Annotated in this window: 17 protein-coding genes and 1 tRNA gene; 5 read left to right on the top strand and 13 right to left on the bottom strand. The window is 60.0% G+C overall.

Annotated elements, in window-relative coordinates; all coding sequences use genetic code 11:
- Nucleotides 1-80: 80 nt before the first annotated feature.
- Nucleotides 81-359 (top strand): WhiB family transcriptional regulator, encoded by a 279-nt coding sequence (locus tag BANAN_RS04995; RefSeq protein ID WP_004217727.1) that lies wholly within the window; start codon nucleotides 81-83, stop codon nucleotides 357-359.
- Between the two features lie 84 nt (nucleotides 360-443).
- Here BANAN_RS04995 and BANAN_RS05000 read toward each other — a convergent pair whose 3' ends face one another.
- On the bottom strand, nucleotides 444-1,922 hold the full coding sequence (locus BANAN_RS05000; RefSeq protein ID WP_014697835.1) for a sensor histidine kinase: 1,479 nt from the start codon (nucleotides 1,920-1,922) through the stop codon (nucleotides 444-446).
- A gap of 133 nt (nucleotides 1,923-2,055) precedes the next feature.
- On the opposite strand from BANAN_RS05000, the gene trhA reads away from it, so the two are divergent.
- Nucleotides 2,056-2,940, top strand: coding sequence for a PAQR family membrane homeostasis protein TrhA (gene trhA, locus BANAN_RS05005; RefSeq protein ID WP_014697836.1), 885 nt, complete (start codon nucleotides 2,056-2,058; stop codon nucleotides 2,938-2,940).
- Nucleotides 2,941-3,021: 81 nt separating this feature from the next.
- Here trhA and BANAN_RS05010 read toward each other — a convergent pair whose 3' ends face one another.
- From BANAN_RS05010 to eno, 9 genes are all read right to left on the bottom strand, one after another.
- Nucleotides 3,022-3,504 (bottom strand): GreA/GreB family elongation factor, encoded by a 483-nt coding sequence (locus BANAN_RS05010; RefSeq protein WP_014697837.1) that lies wholly within the window; start codon nucleotides 3,502-3,504, stop codon nucleotides 3,022-3,024.
- Nucleotides 3,505-3,589: 85 nt separating this feature from the next.
- Nucleotides 3,590-3,997, bottom strand: a complete 408-nt coding sequence (locus tag BANAN_RS05015; RefSeq protein ID WP_004217723.1) for an FKBP-type peptidyl-prolyl cis-trans isomerase — start codon at nucleotides 3,995-3,997, stop codon at nucleotides 3,590-3,592.
- 87 nt (nucleotides 3,998-4,084) lie between these two features.
- Complete coding sequence (locus tag BANAN_RS05020) at nucleotides 4,085-5,575, bottom strand: L-serine ammonia-lyase (RefSeq protein ID WP_014697838.1); 1,491 nt, start codon at nucleotides 5,573-5,575, stop codon at nucleotides 4,085-4,087.
- Nucleotides 5,576-5,615: 40 nt separating this feature from the next.
- Entirely contained in the window at nucleotides 5,616-6,140 is a 525-nt protein-coding gene (locus BANAN_RS05025; RefSeq protein ID WP_014697839.1) for a hypothetical protein, read from the bottom strand.
- A gap of 238 nt (nucleotides 6,141-6,378) precedes the next feature.
- Nucleotides 6,379-6,457: transfer RNA gene (locus tag BANAN_RS05030), tRNA-Leu, on the bottom strand.
- An 83-nt stretch (nucleotides 6,458-6,540) separates the two neighbouring features.
- Nucleotides 6,541-7,563, bottom strand: coding sequence for a Ppx/GppA phosphatase family protein (locus BANAN_RS05035; protein WP_014697840.1), 1,023 nt, complete (start codon nucleotides 7,561-7,563; stop codon nucleotides 6,541-6,543).
- Between the two features lie 39 nt (nucleotides 7,564-7,602).
- Nucleotides 7,603-8,211 carry a DUF501 domain-containing protein gene (locus BANAN_RS05040; protein ID WP_014697841.1) on the bottom strand — a complete coding sequence of 203 codons (609 nt, stop codon included), beginning with the start codon at nucleotides 8,209-8,211 and terminating at the stop codon, nucleotides 7,603-7,605.
- Between the two features lie 71 nt (nucleotides 8,212-8,282).
- Nucleotides 8,283-8,855 (bottom strand): FtsB family cell division protein, encoded by a 573-nt coding sequence (locus tag BANAN_RS05045; protein ID WP_014697842.1) that lies wholly within the window; start codon nucleotides 8,853-8,855, stop codon nucleotides 8,283-8,285.
- Between the two features lie 98 nt (nucleotides 8,856-8,953).
- Complete coding sequence (gene eno, locus BANAN_RS05050) at nucleotides 8,954-10,246, bottom strand: phosphopyruvate hydratase (RefSeq protein WP_014697843.1); 1,293 nt, start codon at nucleotides 10,244-10,246, stop codon at nucleotides 8,954-8,956.
- Between the two features lie 277 nt (nucleotides 10,247-10,523).
- Between eno and BANAN_RS05055 the strand changes: the two genes are divergently transcribed.
- From BANAN_RS05055 to BANAN_RS05065, 3 genes are all read left to right on the top strand, one after another.
- Nucleotides 10,524-11,432, top strand: coding sequence for an ABC transporter permease (locus tag BANAN_RS05055; RefSeq protein ID WP_041777014.1), 909 nt, complete (start codon nucleotides 10,524-10,526; stop codon nucleotides 11,430-11,432).
- Between the two features lie 92 nt (nucleotides 11,433-11,524).
- Nucleotides 11,525-12,490, top strand: coding sequence for an ABC transporter substrate-binding protein (locus tag BANAN_RS05060; protein ID WP_041777015.1), 966 nt, complete (start codon nucleotides 11,525-11,527; stop codon nucleotides 12,488-12,490).
- 172 nt (nucleotides 12,491-12,662) lie between these two features.
- Complete coding sequence (locus BANAN_RS05065) at nucleotides 12,663-13,361, top strand: ABC transporter ATP-binding protein (protein WP_014697846.1); 699 nt, start codon at nucleotides 12,663-12,665, stop codon at nucleotides 13,359-13,361.
- Between the two features lie 171 nt (nucleotides 13,362-13,532).
- Here BANAN_RS05065 and mfd read toward each other — a convergent pair whose 3' ends face one another.
- Genes mfd through BANAN_RS05080 form a run of 3 tightly spaced genes read right to left on the bottom strand, consistent with a single transcriptional unit; the run spans nucleotide 13,533 to nucleotide 18,394 of the window.
- The gene (gene mfd / locus BANAN_RS05070) at nucleotides 13,533-17,117 is read right to left on the bottom strand and encodes a transcription-repair coupling factor (RefSeq protein ID WP_014697847.1); all 3,585 of its coding nucleotides are present in this window, start codon (nucleotides 17,115-17,117) and stop codon (nucleotides 13,533-13,535) included.
- Nucleotides 17,107-17,706 (bottom strand): aminoacyl-tRNA hydrolase, encoded by a 600-nt coding sequence (gene pth, locus BANAN_RS05075; RefSeq protein WP_014697848.1) that lies wholly within the window; start codon nucleotides 17,704-17,706, stop codon nucleotides 17,107-17,109. The genes mfd and pth overlap by 11 nt, the downstream gene beginning before the upstream one ends.
- A 40-nt stretch (nucleotides 17,707-17,746) precedes the next feature.
- Complete coding sequence (locus BANAN_RS05080; protein ID WP_014697849.1) at nucleotides 17,747-18,394, bottom strand: GNAT family N-acetyltransferase; 648 nt, start codon at nucleotides 18,392-18,394, stop codon at nucleotides 17,747-17,749.
- Nucleotides 18,395-18,408: the final 14 nt, after the last annotated feature.

Genomic DNA, 18,408 nt, shown 5'->3' on the forward strand with positions numbered 1-18,408 from the left:
TTTGAACGAAACCCTTGAAAAATCCATGAAGGTTGCATAGTATAGCGATTTAGCGTTACCACTCGAGCGTGAGGATTGACATGAGCAGTGCTTTCGATTGGCGTGCCAAAGCTGCATGCCGTGATAAGGATCCGGAGCTTTTCTTCCCTGTAGGCAACACCGGCGCGGCCTACCAGCAGATCGAAGAGGCTAAAGCAGTGTGCCGCACCTGCAAGGTGATTGATGCCTGCCTCAAATGCGCTCTTGACACAAATCAGGATTACGGCGTATGGGGCGGTCTGAGTGAGGACGAACGACGCGCCTTGAAGCGACGCGCCATGCGCGCGCGTCGCTCCCAGTCGCTCCAGATGCAGATTTGAGCTTCTACGTTCGCATCCCCTATGCGCAAGGTGCCCGGCATCCAATTGGATGCCGGGCACCTTGCGCATAGGGGATGCGTCATCTCAGGCTGCACGCAATGTCATGTCGAGAATCACTCTGGTGCCACCATCACGCCCATGTTCCCAGCGCACATTGCCACCGAAGTCGTTGGTGACGAAAGTGTTGATGATCTGCGTGCCAAGGCCTGATCCTGAGGCCTTGGCCATGCCATTGCTCTCCTCCTGGTCCATGCCGTTGCCATCGTCTTCCACCACGACATTAAGACATTTGCCCTCACGCCCCACCGATACGGTGATGTGCCCCTCCTTGCGTCCCTCGTAACCATGTTCCACGGCATTCGTAATGAGTTCGGTGAGCACCAACGACAACGGGGTGGCATCCTGCGCGGGCATCTTGCCGAATTTGCCCACGAAGTCGATGGTGATGTGTTGGTCCCGCATCGAGGCCAGGTCGACGCTCATGCGCAGCAGATTGGAAATCACCTTGTCGAAATCCACGTTCTCATCGGCGGTCTGGCTGAGCCCCTCATGCACTATGGCGATTGTCTGCACGCGACGCATGGCCTCCTGCAGCTCCTTCTTCACCTCTTGGGACTTCGTCTTACGCGCCTGCAGTCTCAACAACGCAGACACTGCCTGCAGGTTGTTCTTCACGCGATGGTGAATTTCAGAAATTGTGGCATCCTTCGTCTGCAACTCCACTTCCCGGCGGCGCAGTTCGGTGATGTCACGGCACAATACAATGGCGCCCGTGCGCCCATGGTCGTCCATCAACGGCATAGAACGGATGGAGACCACTGAGTGATTCGCATTGAGTTCGGAATCCACCGGCGCCTTGCCCAACAGCACCAACGGCAAAGACTCCGGCACCGGATCGTTCTGGTGAATGAGACCTGCACCCACCTCACCGAGGTTCTTTCCCTGCATCATGTCGACCATACCCAGGCGCCTGAAACAGCTGATGGCATTCGGCGATGCATACGTGACGTCGCCATCCACCGTCAGGCGCATGAAGCCGTCGGACACACGTGCATTATGCCGTTGGTTCATCACGGCATCGCGGTATGGGAACTGCTCGCGGGTGATCATGGCGAACAGCTGGCGCCCCACCTCCAGACTCTCCCATTCATACCGACCATTGGATTCCCGGTTCTCCAGATTCGTTTCGCGGAGCACCAATCCCAAGGTCTTACCGTTGTGACGGATGGGCGCATAGGTGTTGCAGATGTTCATCCCATCGATATGCTGCAGATTCTGCGATCTGTAGACGCCATCATGCTGCATGGCGGCCGCACATTCGTTCCTCATCCATGCATCGACCTGCTGGCCCACCACATCGTCCACCCGCATGCTCACCACCGTGGATGGCCTGCACTGCTCGGCGAAGATATAGCTTCCATCGCCTTTCTGCAGGATGAGCAGAAGATCGGCGAAGCTCAGGTCGGCGATGACCTGCCAATCCGCCACCAAATGGTGAAGCCATTCCCGATCGCTGTCGTCGAAATCCGGTCGCGTCGCGAGTATCTGTGAAAAATCAGCCATGGCTTCATCATAGCCAGCAACGCGCACAAGAACAGCTACGCAGATACGCAGTGTAAGGACGTGCCACCTGTCATTATGCTACGGTATCGTAACTTACGGTAGCGTAGGATTGGAGGTAGGAAGGAGACGGCATATGACACCGGAGCAAGTCGAACGCAAGCGCGCAGCCGTGATCGAGGCCCGTGAACAGGCATTGGAGGCAAAGGCGAATCTGGTGCGTACGAAAGCGCATGCCAAGGCCGAGAAGATTCGTCGCAAGGCCGACAACAAGGCGAAGAGAACGATAGCCAAGGGTGAGGAGAAGGCCGCTAAGCTCGAGGGAATCGGACCTCGGGAAATCGAGCGCAAGATCCGCCTCGATGTGCATGGGCGAGAGAAGCCCGCCATGCGCGGTTGGATTCACGCAGGCGCCGCCCCGTTGGCCATCGCGGCTGGTATTGTGCTCATCTGTCTGGCCCATGGGGCAGCACTCAAATGGGCTTGCGCCGTGTTCATGGCATCCTCTGCATTCCTGTTCACGAACTCCGCACTATACCATCTCGGCGACTGGTCGCCCAGGGTCACCGACGTGCTGCGCCGCATCGACCATGTCAACATCTTCCTGCTCATCGCCGGCACCTATACGCCTGTCTCCTTCGCCCTCGACGATTTCTGGCGCAAGGCGATCATCATCGGCATGTGGTCCTGCACACTCATCGCCCTGATCATTCATGTGGTGTGGATCAATGCACCGCGTTGGCTCTATGTGCTGGTCTACATCATCTTCGGCGTCTCCGGCGTGGCGTTCATGGGCTTGTTCTGGATGTCACCGGTGGCCGGCCCTGCTGTGGTATGGCTGCTACTTGCCGGCGGCGCATGCTATATCGCCGGCGCCGTCGTCTATGCCAAACGGTGGCCCGACCCATGGCCGAAAGTGTTCGGCTTCCATGAGATATTCCACATCGGCACCGTGTTCGGGTATGCCTGCCATGTGGTGGCCATCTACTTGGTCGTATGTCATCTGGCCGCCCTCGCCTGACGGGGCCTCTCTACCAACCGGGAATATGGCAGGGCCCGCGAACACATGCATGTGTTCGCGGGCCCTGCCATATTCCCGGTATCAATTCAATGGCTTGGATTCCTTGATCGTGACCGAGATCTCACGACCGTTCGGCGCCTTGTACGTGACCACATCCCCCACTTTGTGGCCGATGATTGCACCGCCGATCGGCGACTCAGGGCTAATCACATCGTAATCGGTGGCCACCGTGATGTCACGCGAACCAATCACGTACTGCATCTCATTGCCACCCAAATCGATGGTGACCAACGAACCATTGCCCACCTCGCCGGCCTTGGGCGCCTCTATGATCTTGGCATTGCGCAGCTTGACGATGAGTTCGTTGATGCGCCCCTCATTCTTGCTCTGTTCCTCGCGCGCGGCCTGATATCCGCCGTTCTCCGAGAGGTCGCCCTCTGCGCGGGCCGCGGCGATGCGTTCGGTGATCTCGTCGCGGTACTCACCCTCGCGATGAGCGAGCTCCTCCTTCATCTTGTCGTACGCTTCCTGCGTGAGCAGCACGACCTTTTCTTCCTGTTCCATATGACCCTCCATATGACGCGGCTTATGCCGCCATTGTACAGCAAGGGCACCGGCATTCCACCGGTGCCCTTGAAAACCCGTTCGCTCAGCGCGTGGAGATGATGTCCACCACGAACACAAGCGTGTCATCGCCGCCGATACCGGCCTGAGGCGCACCGTTGGCCCCATAGCCGTATTGCGGCGGAATCGAAATGAGCAGACGCGAACCAACGTTGTGCCCCGGCACGGTCTGGTCCCAACCCTTGATTACCTGTCCGACGCCAATGCCGAAACTCGCCGGATGGTGCCTTTCGAAGCTTGAATCGAACGCCTTGTCGTTGCCCCACACCTGACCATGGTAGTTCACGGTCACCGTGTCGCCACGACGTACAATCGGCCCGTTGCCCTCTTCGAGCTCCACGACCTTGAGCCCCTGCGGGGCCTGCTCACTAGGGAATTCGATTTGCGGCGTATCGCCGAATGCTCCCTTGACCACAGGCATATCTGTTGCCATATCAGTCTCCTTTGCTCGGAATACCACAGCCTAGCATACCCCCGTCCTAGCATATGCGGGCATTTCATTCACCGCCGCATGCAGGCGCTAGCATTCCACCACATTCAAGGCGAGGCCTCCGGTGGCGGTCTCCTTGTATTTCGCCATCATGTCTTCACCGGTGTCTTTCATCGTCTTGATCACCTGATCGAGGGTGACGATATGCGTACCATCGCCGAGCATGGCCATACGCACTGCGGATATCGCGGTGTTCGCCGCTATTGCGTTGCGTTCGATGCATGGAATCTGCACCAATCCGGCGATGGGGTCGCATGTGAGTCCCAGATGGTGCTCCATGCCGATCTCCGCGGCGTTCTCCACCTGCCGAGGATTTCCCCCGACCACGGCGCACAGGCCAGCCGCAGCCATGGAGCATGCGGATCCCACCTCCCCCTGGCATCCGACCTCGGCCCCTGAAATCGAGGCATTGCGCTTGATGAGGTATCCGATTGCCGATGCGGTGAGCAGGAACTTCTTCACCCCCGCCATATTCGCATTCGCGATGAAATGCCAATAGTACATGAGCACTGCGGGAATCACTCCCGCCGAACCGTTCGTCGGCGCGGTGACGATGCGTCCTCCCGCCGCGTTCTGCTCATTGACTGCCAGGGCGAACAAATCAACCCAGGCCTCGTTCGACGACTCGAGCTCCCGCACGCTGTCGGCCGCCGGCTGATTGAGCAGGTCTCCGCTGCCCGCAAGCCGGTCATACATGGCGGGTGCGCGCCGCGGCACATTGAGCCCACCCGGCAGCACCGCTTGCCGGCTGGTGCATCCTTCATGGATGCAGTCGCACATCGTGCGGAACACCGTTTCGATATGCCGGTCGATCTGTTCGGCAGGTCGTATGGCAGTCTCATTCGCCCAGACGACCTCGTCTATGCCTAAACCGGTACGTACGCATATGTCGATGAGCTCGGACGCCGTGGAGAATGGGTAGGGCAGCCCGGCCATGCTGTCACCTTCCACCGACAACGCAGTCTGCTCGCTCATCTGCTCCTCGGAATCACGCTGCACAGCTGGGGGGATTTCCGCGTGAATCGGCACAAGCGGATCCGTGGCCAAACCACGTTGGATGAATCCACCGCCGATCGAATACCACACCTGTTCGAGCAGTTGCTCACCGTGCTCGTCATATGCCGTGAACCGCATGCCATTCGGATGCGCGGCGAAACGTCGCCAGTGGTCGAACTCGACATCGCGTCCATATTCGAATGCGATCTCGTGTTCGCCGTTCAGATTCAACGTGCCACGCTCATCATAGATCTCATGGATGCGCGCGAGATAATCCGTATCCACCGTCTTCGGCTCGTTGTTTTCCAACCCGACCACGGCGGCACGGTCAGTGCCATGCCCGAGTCCGGTCAATGCCAGCGACCCATAGAGCGTGACATGCACACGGGTCACACGGGCAAGCAGATGCCCGTCTGCGAGCGCCTTCGAGAAACGCTGTGCGGCGAGCATGGGGCCCACGGTATGCGATGAGCTTGGGCCCACACCAACGGAGAACATATCGAGCACACTGAACACACACGGCATTGTACACGCGTCTGCGAGCGACAAGCCGGTTCGGAGGGGATCAGGCATGCACGGACTGGTACATCGCCGCGAATAGGAAGCCTCCAGCGATGGCGAGCAATACGGTGATCACACCGATGGCGATCATCACCTTCGTGTATTTGGCGAGGCGCTCACCCAGCGTGGATGCGAAGAAGAACGAGGCAAACCCGAGAATCGCGCCATTGACACCGGCGACTATGGTGTCATGGTGCGACACGGTTTGGCCGAGCACCGGCCCCGCGATCATGTTCATGAATCCGAGCACGACCCAAATGGTCCACACGGCGAAGCCGACGGCACCGATAAGCGAATAGACGACCGGCTGCAGTTTGCGCTTCATGCGGTAGGCGAACGATTCGGCGCACCACAGCAGCGCGAAGCCCACGACATATGCGAACGCGACGGCGAGCAACATGGCCACAAGCACCCATGAACCAATCGGGAACAGACCGGGTGTGAATGAAAGGTAGATCGGTGAGCATACGAGTTCGCACACACATAGCGTGGCCGCGATGATGATGGCCTGCACGAGCATGACCGGCATGCCACTCTCCCCGTGCACTTGGACGGAGCTACCCGCAGGAGTGACTGTGGACTCGTGCGTATTCGATGCCTTGACTGCGGTTCCCTTGGATGCCATGTTCCTCCCATGCCCTGGAGCGTGATCTGTCATATGAGTGTAGGGAACAGATGTATCAGGCAGTTTTCGAACATGCGAAGAACCGCAAGGTTCTCACAGTACGGACATATGGCCGTACCGCATGCCGTGCCCGGTGAGGAGGTGCCCCTGGCGGGACTCGAACCCGCAAGCCGAAGCGACCGATTTTAAGTCGGCTGCGTATACCATTTCGCCACAGGGGCTTCGGGACGCACACGCCCCAAAACAGACATTATGTCACACTCACCTGATTTACGTCGATCACGGGAGTGCGCCATATCGGCGTTCAGTGTTCTGTAGGGCGCTCGTTGCAGGTCTCAAGCGTCCTGCGCCCCAGATCGATGATGAGCCCGTCAAGCAAGCCGTGCTCGCTGGCCACGTAGGAATCGATGTGCTGGCCGTGGTCGAGCAATGCAGCCTCGGCCACGCGGGCAAGCACACGGTTCCACACCAGCGCGCCGCCGCCGACAACGTCGATGCGTCCGGGATGGATGGTCTTATGGGTGGCACGTTCCGCACGGGTCATATTGAGGAACCGGTCATCGACGGCGAATGCGGTTTCGAAGTCCATGCGCACACCGTCCACAGCCGCATGATTGTATTCGGTCAGTCCCATGGCAAGCGCCGTCATTGTGGTCACGGTGCCGGAGACGCCGACTATCGTATGCGTCCTGCCGGCGGGCACATACCGGAATGCCTCGGTGATATGCCTGTCGATGTCACGGACGGCCTCGTCGATCTCCTGCTCGGTCGGCGGGTCGTGATGAAGATGGCGCTCGGTCATACGCACCGAGCCGATGTTCATCGAGAATGCCGCCTGCACCTTCGTGGCTGGAAGCGTATCGCCATCGCCGCCAAGCACCAGCTCACACGAACCGCCACCCAGATCGACCACCAGATATGGAGCCTCGACGTCGGACAGTGATGAGATGGCACTGCTGGCTGCCAGAAAACTCAGATCCGCCTCCTCGGTGCCCGAGATCACCTCGGGGCGGACTCCCAGAATGGATTCCACCGTGTTCTCGAATTCCTCGCGATTGTCGGCATCGCGTGTGGCGGAAGTGGCCACGAAGCGAATGGCGTCCACCGCATGCTCATCGAGAACGTTCTTGAATTCGCGAACGGCGGCATAGGTGCGTTCCAAAGCCTCATCGGAGAAGCGGTGAGTCTCGTCGACCCCCTGCCCCAAGCGCACCACGCGCAACATTCGCGGCACGACGTCAGTGACCCCATGCTCGTCGACCCGCGCGATTTTGAGTCTAATCGAATTGGTTCCGCAATCGATTCCGGCCACTGTCACTGCAGTCATCTCTACCTCCCTCTCGAGTCACGCATACGGCCGATGCCGTCAGCGTGCCTCCCGTCCGTCGGGTTGCGCCGGCGCACATCGGCATACCGTCGGATCGAACTCATCGCGCATGCGTTCCAATGCCATGTCGCCGATCGGGTTGACGCCGGGGCCCATGACCAGCGACTGCGCCACCAAGGCATGCAAACACTTCACACGCACCGGCATGCCGCCGGCGCTTATACCTTCGATGTGCTCCTCGCTCTCATTCAGCCGTTCGGCAAGACCGTGGCGAAACGTCAGGTACGCGGCATGCGCCCTCTCGTATTGAGCACGTAGACCGGCATCGTCGGCCAGCATTTCGTTGTATTGTCTCATGAGTCCATCGGCTTCCAGATGCGATGCGGCCTTCACCGCCTCCGGACTGGTCAGGTACATGGTCGTGGGGAATGGAATGCCACCGGGCAATACAGGCCCGGTGATCACCACCAGCGGGGTGCCGTCCACGGCGCAACGCGCTCCGACAGCCACCATGCCGCGCGGATACCTGCCCAGCTGGGTCTCGACGATGGCGATGTCATTCTGCGTCGCCGGGTGCTCCATGACCCGCTGCAACGTCTCTGCGGCCAACGTCTCTATGCTGTTGGCGTTCCGGCTTTCTATGCTCATGCTTCCTTCCGATCTTGGTCAGGGAATCGAACGGGCCATCGCCCGCATGGTGTGTGGGTATGTCGAATGCGCTACTGCCCTGCCGAACCGCCATCCTGCGGGGCATCGGTGCCGGTGGTGGCATTGGGAGCATCCTGTTGTCGCGATTCGGCGGTGTTGCCGTTATTGGTGGCATCGGGTTTTCTGGCATCCGATTCCTTGAACGAATAGGCGAGCTCACTGTACCAGGGCAGGTTCGATTGGCCAGTTTCCGTGTTCGCATTGGCATCGGACTTCGGCTGTTCGCCGGTCACCGCCTCGGGATGCTCCACCTTGATGGCCTGCTCTCCCGGGAACACATACCCGAGCCGTTCCCTGGCCTGGGCGGTTACGTATGCAGGGTCGTCCCAGCGGGCGATGTCGTTTTCGAGATCCTTCTTCTGTGCGGCGAGCACGGACTCCTGCTTCTTGAGCGAGTTCAGCTCGCTCAGATTGATCGCATACGTGTGGAATGCGGAGATGATCTGGATGGAGCCCACCGCGATGACGAACAGTGCGATGAAGAATGCGATGGGGCCGGTGTTCGCTCCCCTTGTGCGCGTTCGCTCCTTCTTGGACGAGGAGGGCGCAGACTGTGGTTTCGAAACATGTGGCCGCTTGCTCATAGGAACGAAAATACCCGCCGCATTCGACGTGCGGCGGGTATTAGCGAACCAAGGTCCCTAAGGACGGGTCACCCGGTCAAACCAGAATGCGTTTCGAATCACATGTACTTCTGGCATGCCTTGAATGCGCTGTAGCCAGCGTATTCGGCGGTCGAACCGAGCTCTTCCTCAATCTCGAGCAGGCGGTTGTACTTGGCGATGCGCTCGCCACGTGCCGGGGCTCCGGTCTTGATCTGGCCGGTGTTCTTGGCGACGGCGAGATCGGAGATCGTGGTGTCCGGCGTCTCGCCAGAACGATGGGAGACCATAGAGGTGAAGCCGTTCTTCGTGGCCAGCTCGATGGCGTCGAGGGTCTCGGAAACGGTGCCGATCTGGTTGAGCTTGACCAGCAGGGAGTTGCCAGCACCCATATCGATGCCCTTCTTCAGGCGCACCGGGTTGGTGACGAACAGATCGTCGCCGACGAACTGCAGGCGGTCGCCGAGGGCCTTGGTGATCTTGGCCCAGTCTTCCCAGCCTTCCTCCTGGAACGGATCCTCAATGGAGACGATCGGGAACTGGTCGACGAGCTTCTCGTAGAAGTCGAGCATGTACTCGGAATCGCGGTCCTCACCATCGAAGTGGTACTTGCCGGTCTCCTTGTTATAGAACTCGGAGGAGGCGACATCAAGGGCGATGCCGATCTGCTTGCCCGGCTCATAACCGGCGGCGGAGATGGCGTCCATGATGTACTTGAGGGAATCCTCGTTGGTCTTCATCTTCGGAGCGAAGCCGCCCTCATCGCCGAGACCGGTGGCCAGACCCTGCTTCTTCAGCACGTTCTTGAGGGTGTGGTACACCTCGACGCCGGCCTGCAGAGCCTCGGAGTAGGTCTGGAAGCCGTACGGGGAGATCATGTACTCCTGGATGTCGGTGGCGAAGTCAGCGTGCGCGCCGCCGTTCATGATGTTCATGTTCGGAACCGGGAGAACATGGCCGTTGGTGCCGCCGATATAGCGGTACAGCGGCAGTTCGGCGCTCTCGGCGGCCGCGTAGAGGGCGGCGAGGGAGACACCGAGAATGGCGTTGGCGCCCAGACGGCCCTTGTTCGGGGTGCCGTCGAGCTCGATCATCAGGTCATCGAGTGCGCGCTGGTCGGTGGCGTCCATGCCGATGACCTTCGGGGCGATCTCCTCGTTCACTGCCTTGACGGCACCGAGGACGCCCTTGCCCTGATAGACGGACTTGTCGCCATCGCGACGCTCCCAAGCCTCGGCTTCGCCGGTGGAGGCGCCGGAGGGAACGAGACCCAGGCCGCGAGCACCGTCATCGGTGTCGAGCACGACCTCAACGGTCGGGTTGCCGCGGGAATCAAGAATCTGGCGTGCGTACACGCTTTCAATTGCTGCCACAACTTCTCCTTAATGTGCATAGGTTGTGATGACAGTTTCCAGCGTAATGAGATTGTTGGACGATTGACGGGGGCGGATCAGGAAAAATGTGAGCGCTCTCACGATTCCTCCCGACTACGACACGCGTATTGTCCGAGCCTTCCGACAACGTGAACAGCGACACGGGGTGCCCGGGCCAAGACCTTCAAACATGCTGGAAGCGACGCCAAAGCGGGTCGGCTGGGCTGAGATCACACTCGTTGAACCTGACATAGACAATGCTATCGAAGGGAATGTCATGACCCAGTCTGTAACGAACGAGTCCGGGAACCCTTACCGGGATGCCAGTTCGATGGGCACGACCGGTGCACCGGCACCCTCCGCCGCATACGCCGTGCCCGCAGCCGAACATACCAAGACCGCGAGCCGGATCGGCACGCGATTCATTCCGTGGCATCATGGCCGCGTACCCCGCTTCTGCACGCTGTGGGCTTCCACGGTGCTCATCGTGCTCACGTGGGCCTTGGCCACCAGAGGCCCCGCGCACAACCGTTCACTGCCCTCCCCCGGCGAAGTATGGCAGGCGCTCGTTGCATTGCACAGCGAGGGGCTGTTGCTGCCATCCATAGGCATCAGCCTCTACAGAGTGTCTCTCGGCGTGGCCCTGGGTGTCGTGACGGCCGTGCCAGCCGGCATCATCGCCGGGTCAAGCACCATTGGCCATGCAATCATGGACAAGCCCATACACATGCTCAGGGCCGTGCCGTTCCCGGCGCTCTCCCCACTGCTCATCGTGCTGTTGGGCATCGGGGAGGCGATGAAGGTGGCATTGATCGCCATCGGCGCGTTTGCGCTGATCTATGTGAATGTGCGCGACGGCGTGCGCGGCATCGATCCGAAACTGCTCGAATTGGCGCAGGCATACCACCTGCCCAAACGCACCGTGTTCGCGAAGATCCTGCTGCGGGGCACGCTCCCGCGCTTCATAACGGGGCTGAGGTTCGCACTCACCGTGTCTTGGATCGCATTGGTGACCTGCGAGACGGTGAATTCCTCGGCAGGCATCGGCTACGTTCTCTCGCGTTCCCAACAGTTCTACCGGACCGACCAGATGGTGCTGTGCATTGTACTCTATGCATTCCTGGGGCTGTTCAGCGAATGGCTGGTGGGTGCATTGGAACGGCTCGTCGTTCCATGCGCACACTGATGCGCCATATAGCGCCAATCAGGTTCACCTCTGCAATGACCAATCCCATGAGACATATGGGTATGCCCATATGCACCCGAACAAGGAGAATCATGTCACGATCTACCATGCTCAGATTCACGCCCGCCGCATGCGCAGCGTTGCTTGCACTGTCATGCTCGGCCTGCGGCGAACCGAATGCCGCGGATTCCTCTACGACCATGCGCGTGGCCTATCTGTCGACTGCGAATTACCTGACCACCGTACGCGGAGAAGACTTTCTTGACGAAACGATGCAGCACACCAACGTCAAATTCACCGGCCCATACAACCCAACGGATGCTTACTCCGCAGTGTTGTCGGGCAATGCCGATGCCACGAGTACCGGCACCGGCTCGTACATCAACTTCGTGGCGCAAGGTCAACCGTGGGTGGCCTTCGCAATCGAGTATTACACCGGTGATTCGCAAGGAATCGTGGCCTCGCCGAAATCTGGGGTGAACTCACTTGAAGACCTCTACGGCAGGAACGTTGCGATCATAAAGCGCGGCGGCACCGGCGATTACGTGTTGCACAAGGCATTCGAGCATGCCGGACTCGATGTAGACAGGGTGAACATCGTGGAGATGAGCCCCTCCAATTTCCAGGCGGCTTTCACTTCGGGACAGATCGACGCATTGAGTTCCTTCGACCAGAATCTGGCCGCCGCAATGGCGACCCCGAGCGCGAAACTGCTCGTGAATGCAACGGAATACGGGAATAAGAATGTCTCGATTCATCTGGTGTCGAAGGATTTTGCCACCAAACACCCCGAAGCGGTGAAAGCGATGTATCGGGCGCTCGTCAGGGAATCCGACGCGGCGCAGGCCACGCCGTCGATCATCACCGACGCATACCGGGAATTCGGCGCATCCGATGACGTGACCGAACAGATCGCAAAGTTCAATGTGCCGGTGATCAAGCCGATTGACGCAGAGGGATTGAAGATGTTGGAGTCCCAGGCGCAGGAGTATGTCGATTTCGGATTCATTGACGCAATGCCGGACTTGCAGGCGGCGTCGATGGATTGCTCGGCCTGATTGCCTCATCGGAGGCTGCGGGGAGCCGGCCGGGGAAGCCTTGCTCCGTCGAGATGTCTGCATGACGCGGCTCCGCTGTGTCGGCAGCACGCTCCTCAGCAAGGCTTCCCCAGCCGGCTCCCTGCAGCCTCCGGCATATGCAGGTTGTTTGAATTGGAAAGGGAGTGTTTCCATGGCACCAGTTGTGAACATGGACTCGGCGTCCAAGAGGTTCGACGGGCACCCCGTGCTTCGCAATGTGACCCTCACGATTCGCCAAGGCGAATTCGTGTCGCTCATCGGGCGCTCGGGATGCGGCAAATCAACGTTGTTGCGCATGATCGCCGGGCTGGTTCCGCCGGATTCGGGGCGCATCGATGTTTCCGGCGAGTACGCCTTCGGCTTTCAGGATGCCCGTCTCGTGCCCTGGCTCAAGGTATGGGACAACATCACATTGGGGATTGACGCCAGGCGCAAGGTCCGCAAGGAGGCGGCCATGCTCGCGTTGCGGCACGTGCAGTTGCCGGACATGGCCGATGTGCTGCCCCACACGCTTTCCGGCGGTCAGATGCAACGGATCTCGCTCGCCCGCGCATTGGTTCGTCAGCCGAACCTGCTGCTACTCGATGAGCCATTCGGGGCCTTGGATGCCCTCACCCGTTGGGACATGCAGGATTTGCTGCTCAGATTGCGGAACGAACACGGGTTCGCCACCATCATGGTCACGCACGACATCGGCGAGGCCCTGCGTCTGTCGGATCGTGTGCTCGTGCTGCGAAACGGCACAATCCGCGAGGAACTCCGTATCGATCGCACCGAAGTGGACGCAAACAACCGGCCTTCTGGTTTCGCCGCATTAGAACGTCGGCTGCGCGGCGCGCTTCACGAATAACACCGCCTGTGCGTTCGCGTGCCTGAGGAGAGATTCGATGGGTTTGGATGGGTGGGGCCTGAGCGGGGCGCCGTTTCGTCGAGGTGCCTGCATGGCGCGGCTTCGCTACGCCGGCAGCACGCTCCTCAACGGTGCCCCGCTCAGGCCCCACCCTTCCAAACCCATCCGCCGCTACTTCACAGGCTTTGCAGACCACGCTAGATCGTCGAGGAGCTGCTCGGTCCAACGCAGCACCTCATCCGATTCCATCGGACCGGAACCCATCGAACCTTCGAACGGCGTGGGGATGGTGTACGCGTTCAACATGGGCCGGTATTGGGCACCTGGGTAGATGCGCGAGATGCGCAGCTGCACCGATTCGGCAGGGTCGATCTTCGAGATGCGCAGCTTCCTGCCCTGGCCGATGATCTCGCTGATGCCAAGCGCACGTGCCTTCTCACGAAGACGCGCCACGTCGAACAATGATTCGAACACCTTCGGCGGCTTGCCGTAGCGGTCGGTCAGTTCGTCGCGCAACTCGTTCAGGTCCTTCTCGCTGCGGGCACCGGCCAGCTTGCGGTAGACCTCTAGCCGCAGCTTGTCGGAACCGATGTAGTCCACGGGTATCGATGCCTCGATCGGCAGGTCGATGGTGACCGCAACCGGTTCCGTGCGTTCCGGATCCTTGTAATCCTCGATCGCCTCGCTCACCATGCGCACATAGAGGTCGAAACCCACGCCTTCGATGTGTCCGCTCTGCTCATCGCCCAGCAGGTTGCCGGTGCCGCGCAACTCGAGATCCTTCATGGCCACATCGAAGCCGGAACCCAATGCGGTGTTCTGCGCAATGGTGACCAGACGTTCGTGGGACTGCTCGGTCATCGGCTTGCTCGGATCGTACAGGAAATAGGCATAGGCACGATCACGGCCTCGACCGACACGTCCACGGAGCTGATGCAATTGGGAGAGGCCGAATCGGTCGGCACGATCCACAATCAGCGTGTTCGCATTCGAGATATCCAGACCCGTCTCGACAATCGTCGTGCACAGCAGCACATCGATGTCACGATGCCAGAAATCGCGGATGATCTGGTCGAGCTGCTTACGTCCCATCTTGCCATGGGCAATGCCTATCCGGGCCTCGGGAACGAGGTCCTGCAGGCGCTTGGCCTTCTCCTCTATGCCCTCGACACGGTTGTGGATGTAGAACACCTGACCGCCGCGCAACAGTTCGCGTCGAATCGCCGCGGTGGCCTGCGCGTCCTCATAGGCGCCCACATAGGTGAGCACGGGCAGGCGGTCCTCGGGCGGAGTCGCCAGCGTGGACATCTCGCGAATGCCGGTGACGGCCATCTCCAACGTGCGTGGAATCGGCGTGGCCGACAGGCTCAGTACATCGACATTCGTGCGTACGGCCTTGAGCGTCTCCTTCGCCTCAACACCAAAACGCTGCTCCTCGTCGATGATCACAAGGCCCAGATCCTTGAACTTGATCTTCGGACTCAGCAGCTTATGGGTGCCTATCACCACATCGACGGTGCCGTCGGCGAGACCCTTGATCGTCTCATTGATCTCCTTCGTGCTTTGGAATCGGCTCATGGCGCGTATATTCACCGGGAAGCCCTCAAAACGTTCGGTGAAGGTCTGCAGATGCTGCTGCACGAGTAGGGTCGTCGGCACGAGCACAGCCACCTGCTTGGAATCCTGCACCGCCTTGAACGCGGCGCGGATCGCGATCTCGGTCTTGCCGAAGCCCACGTCTCCGCAGATGAGACGGTCCATGGGAATCGGTTTCTCCATATCGGCCTTGACGTCGTCGATCGTGGTGAGCTGGTCCGCCGTCTCCTGATATGGGAAGGCGTCCTCGAGCTCTTTCTGCCACGGGGTGTCCTTGCTGAACGCGAATCCCTTGGCACGTTGACGCGCGGAATACAGGCGAATGAGGTTCTGCGCGATCTCATGCACATGCTTCTTCGCCTTCGCCTTGGTCTGCGCCCAATCCGAACCGCCGAGCTTGTTGAGCTTGGGAATCTCGGCACCGATGTACTTGCTCACCTGATCGAGCTGGTCGGTGGGTATGAACAGCTTGTCCGGCGGCGCATTGCGCTTGCTCGGCGCGTATTCGATGACCAGGTACTCGCGGGTGGCCTGGTTCTTGCCCGAGCCGGTTGTGCGTTGGCGCATCTCGATGAACCGACCGATGCCATGCTGTTCGTGCACCACGAAATCGCCCGGTTTCAATTCCATGAGATCAATGGATTTGCGACGTTTACGTGCCGTCTTGACGCCTGCAGCGACACTGGTGCGGCCGGTGAGGTCGCGCTCGGTGAGCAGCGCGGTCTTCGACGCGTGGTCGATGAAACCGTCTTGCGCCTGCGAACGAATCGTGTCGAAATGCACGACGCCGATCTCATTGAGCATGCGCTTGAGGCGGCTCAGCGTGCCCTGTGCCGCGGCTGTGATAACGACCGCGTAATCGTTGCGAATGAGCTCGCCGAGATGATCTTCGGCCTTCTCGCCACTGCCGTGGAGATCCTGCGGCGCCACCGCATCGATCTGCACGTGCCCCGGCAGCGACTGGTCCACAGTGAACCCGCTCACCTTCCATAGCTCGTGGTTAGAGTAGGTGAGCTGGCCCACCATCTCATCGAGATCAAGGAAGTTCGCGGATTCGAAGGAGATCGGTGCACCCGCGCCATGTCCCGATGCGGCCACATGCCAGCTGGTGGCGAGGAACTCGCCCGCCGTCTTCATCAGGTCATCCACTGCACGACGCAACCGTTCCGGGTCGAACAGCATTACGATGGAATCCCTCGGCAGCATGCTCGAAACTGGTTCGAGGTCGTCCACCAATGCCGGGATGAGAGACTCCATGCCCTCCTGCGGGATCGCGTTGGCTATCGATTCCAGAAGATCGTCGGCATTCGGAATCTGCCCGATCAGCGATTGCGCACGCTCTCGTATGCCCTCGGTCAGTTGCAGCTCACGGCATGGTGTGGCCCACACCGACCTGATCGGCTCACCATAGGTGCGCTGGTCGGAGGAATGGAAGCGGCGGATCGTGTCGATCTCGTCACCGAAGAACTCGATGCGCACCGGATGCGGTTCGGTGGGGACAAACACGTCGATGATGCCGCCGCGCACTGCGAACTCGCCACGGTCCATCACCAGATCGACGCGCGTATAGGAATTGCGGACGAGGCCCTGCACGGCATCTTCAAGGGCGATTTCCTCACCTTGCGCGAAAACGAGCGGCTTCACGTCGCCTATGCCGGCCACCACCGGCTGGATGAGCGAACGCACCGGCATGACCAGAATGCGTATCGGACCGAACATCTCGCTGTCGGACTGCGGGTGGCACAACCGGTAGAACGTCTCCATGCGGTTCGCCACCGTGTCGGCGCGTGGGCTAAGCCGCTCGTGGGGCAGCGTCTCCCATGCCATCAGCTGTGCCACTTCATTCGGATCGCCGTCATACCACGATCGCAGATCGCCGACGAGATCCTCCGCCTCGCGACCGGAGGGGACGACGATCACCACTGGCTTACGGTCCGCACTGGCGGCGGCCAGCGCTGGACGAATGCCGCTGGGAGCTCCGACGAGGATGCTCGGGTCGGCGTCCTCGCCCGCATCCACACGGCCCTCCACCAAACCGGCGAATGCCTGATCCTCCAAAAGACGCTGCCTGAGGGAGAGGAGCGAACCGTTCATCAGCTCGTTGTAGGTCTCCTCCGCCGATCGGTTCGCCTTGCTGTGCCTTGCCTTGTCATCGGGCATTGAATTTATCCTGAGCTTTCGTGAGGCCTTCGAATACGATTGTCTCCGCGGCATCCGCACCGTCGGCAAGGAACTCGGGAAGTTGCTTGCGCTGTGCGGCATTGAATTCGCCGAGCACCCAGTTGATCGTGTTGTCGTGGGCGTCGCCGGATCGGCTGGCATGCCCGACACCCATGCGCACACGCGCATAATCGGGGGAATGCAGGCAGCGGTCGATTGACTTGATGCCATTGTGGCCTCCGGCCGAGCCACCGGACTTCAATTTGATGCGGCCGAATTCAAGGTCCATGTCGTCGTGGATCACCACGATGTGGTCGAGATTGATGTGGTAGTACTCACGGATTGACTGCACGGCCTGCCCGGAATCGTTCATATAGGTCAATGGTTTGCACAAGAACACTTTCGCCGTCTGGCCGTTGAGACTCATCGTGCCTTTGCCCAGATCGGCCAGTCCCTTGTGGTTGGCGAAATGGATGCTCCAGCGCTTCGCCAACTCGTTGACCGTCATGAATCCCATGTTGTGCCGGGTGTTGCGGTATTTCACCCCCGGGTTGCCCAATCCCACAATCAGCCAGAATTCGCTTGCCATGTGCTCTCCTATCCTCCGGTATCCTGGGTCCTCGTTGCCGTCACCGCCGCACGATGCCCTCTACTGCGCCCGTGGCCTTCATCGGGGTCAGATCGAGGCACCAGTAGCTCATGTCGTGCAGCACTCCTCTGGAATCATACGCAGCTTCGGGCATTTCACCGAATGGCTCAAAGCCGAAGGACTCCACCAGCGCGTTCGATGCAGTATTGTCGGAGAAGATGATGGCGCAGGCCTTGCGCATCGCACGCGCGCGGCATTCGTTCAGCAGCGCGCGCAGTGCGAATCTGCCTACTCCCCTGCGCTGCCATCGTGCGGTCACATAATATGCCAGATCGCATACGCCGTCGTAACCCGGACGGTCGTAGAACACCGATATGGCGCCGAATCCCACCTCCTCGGCCTCACCGTCGTCGGTAATCGCCTCGAACACGAGCACCGCATATGGATCGACGTGGGCCTCAATCCATCGCCGACGCGCTTCATAGGTGACCGGCACCGTGTCGGCCGTGGACCCTCCGGCCATCACCGCTTCGTTATAGATGTCGGTGATGACCGCAACGTCATCCACTGTGGCAAGGCGATATCTGAATTGCTGCATGGCTCCAGCATATCGGCACAGCAGACCGCGCACATCCTGTTCATGCGTGAGGGGCGCGGCCACAGGACCGCGCCCCTCACGCATGGGCATGGGATTGGCATCAT

This window comes from Bifidobacterium animalis subsp. animalis ATCC 25527 (assembly GCF_000260715.1).
Classification (GTDB): domain Bacteria; phylum Actinomycetota; class Actinomycetes; order Actinomycetales; family Bifidobacteriaceae; genus Bifidobacterium; species Bifidobacterium animalis.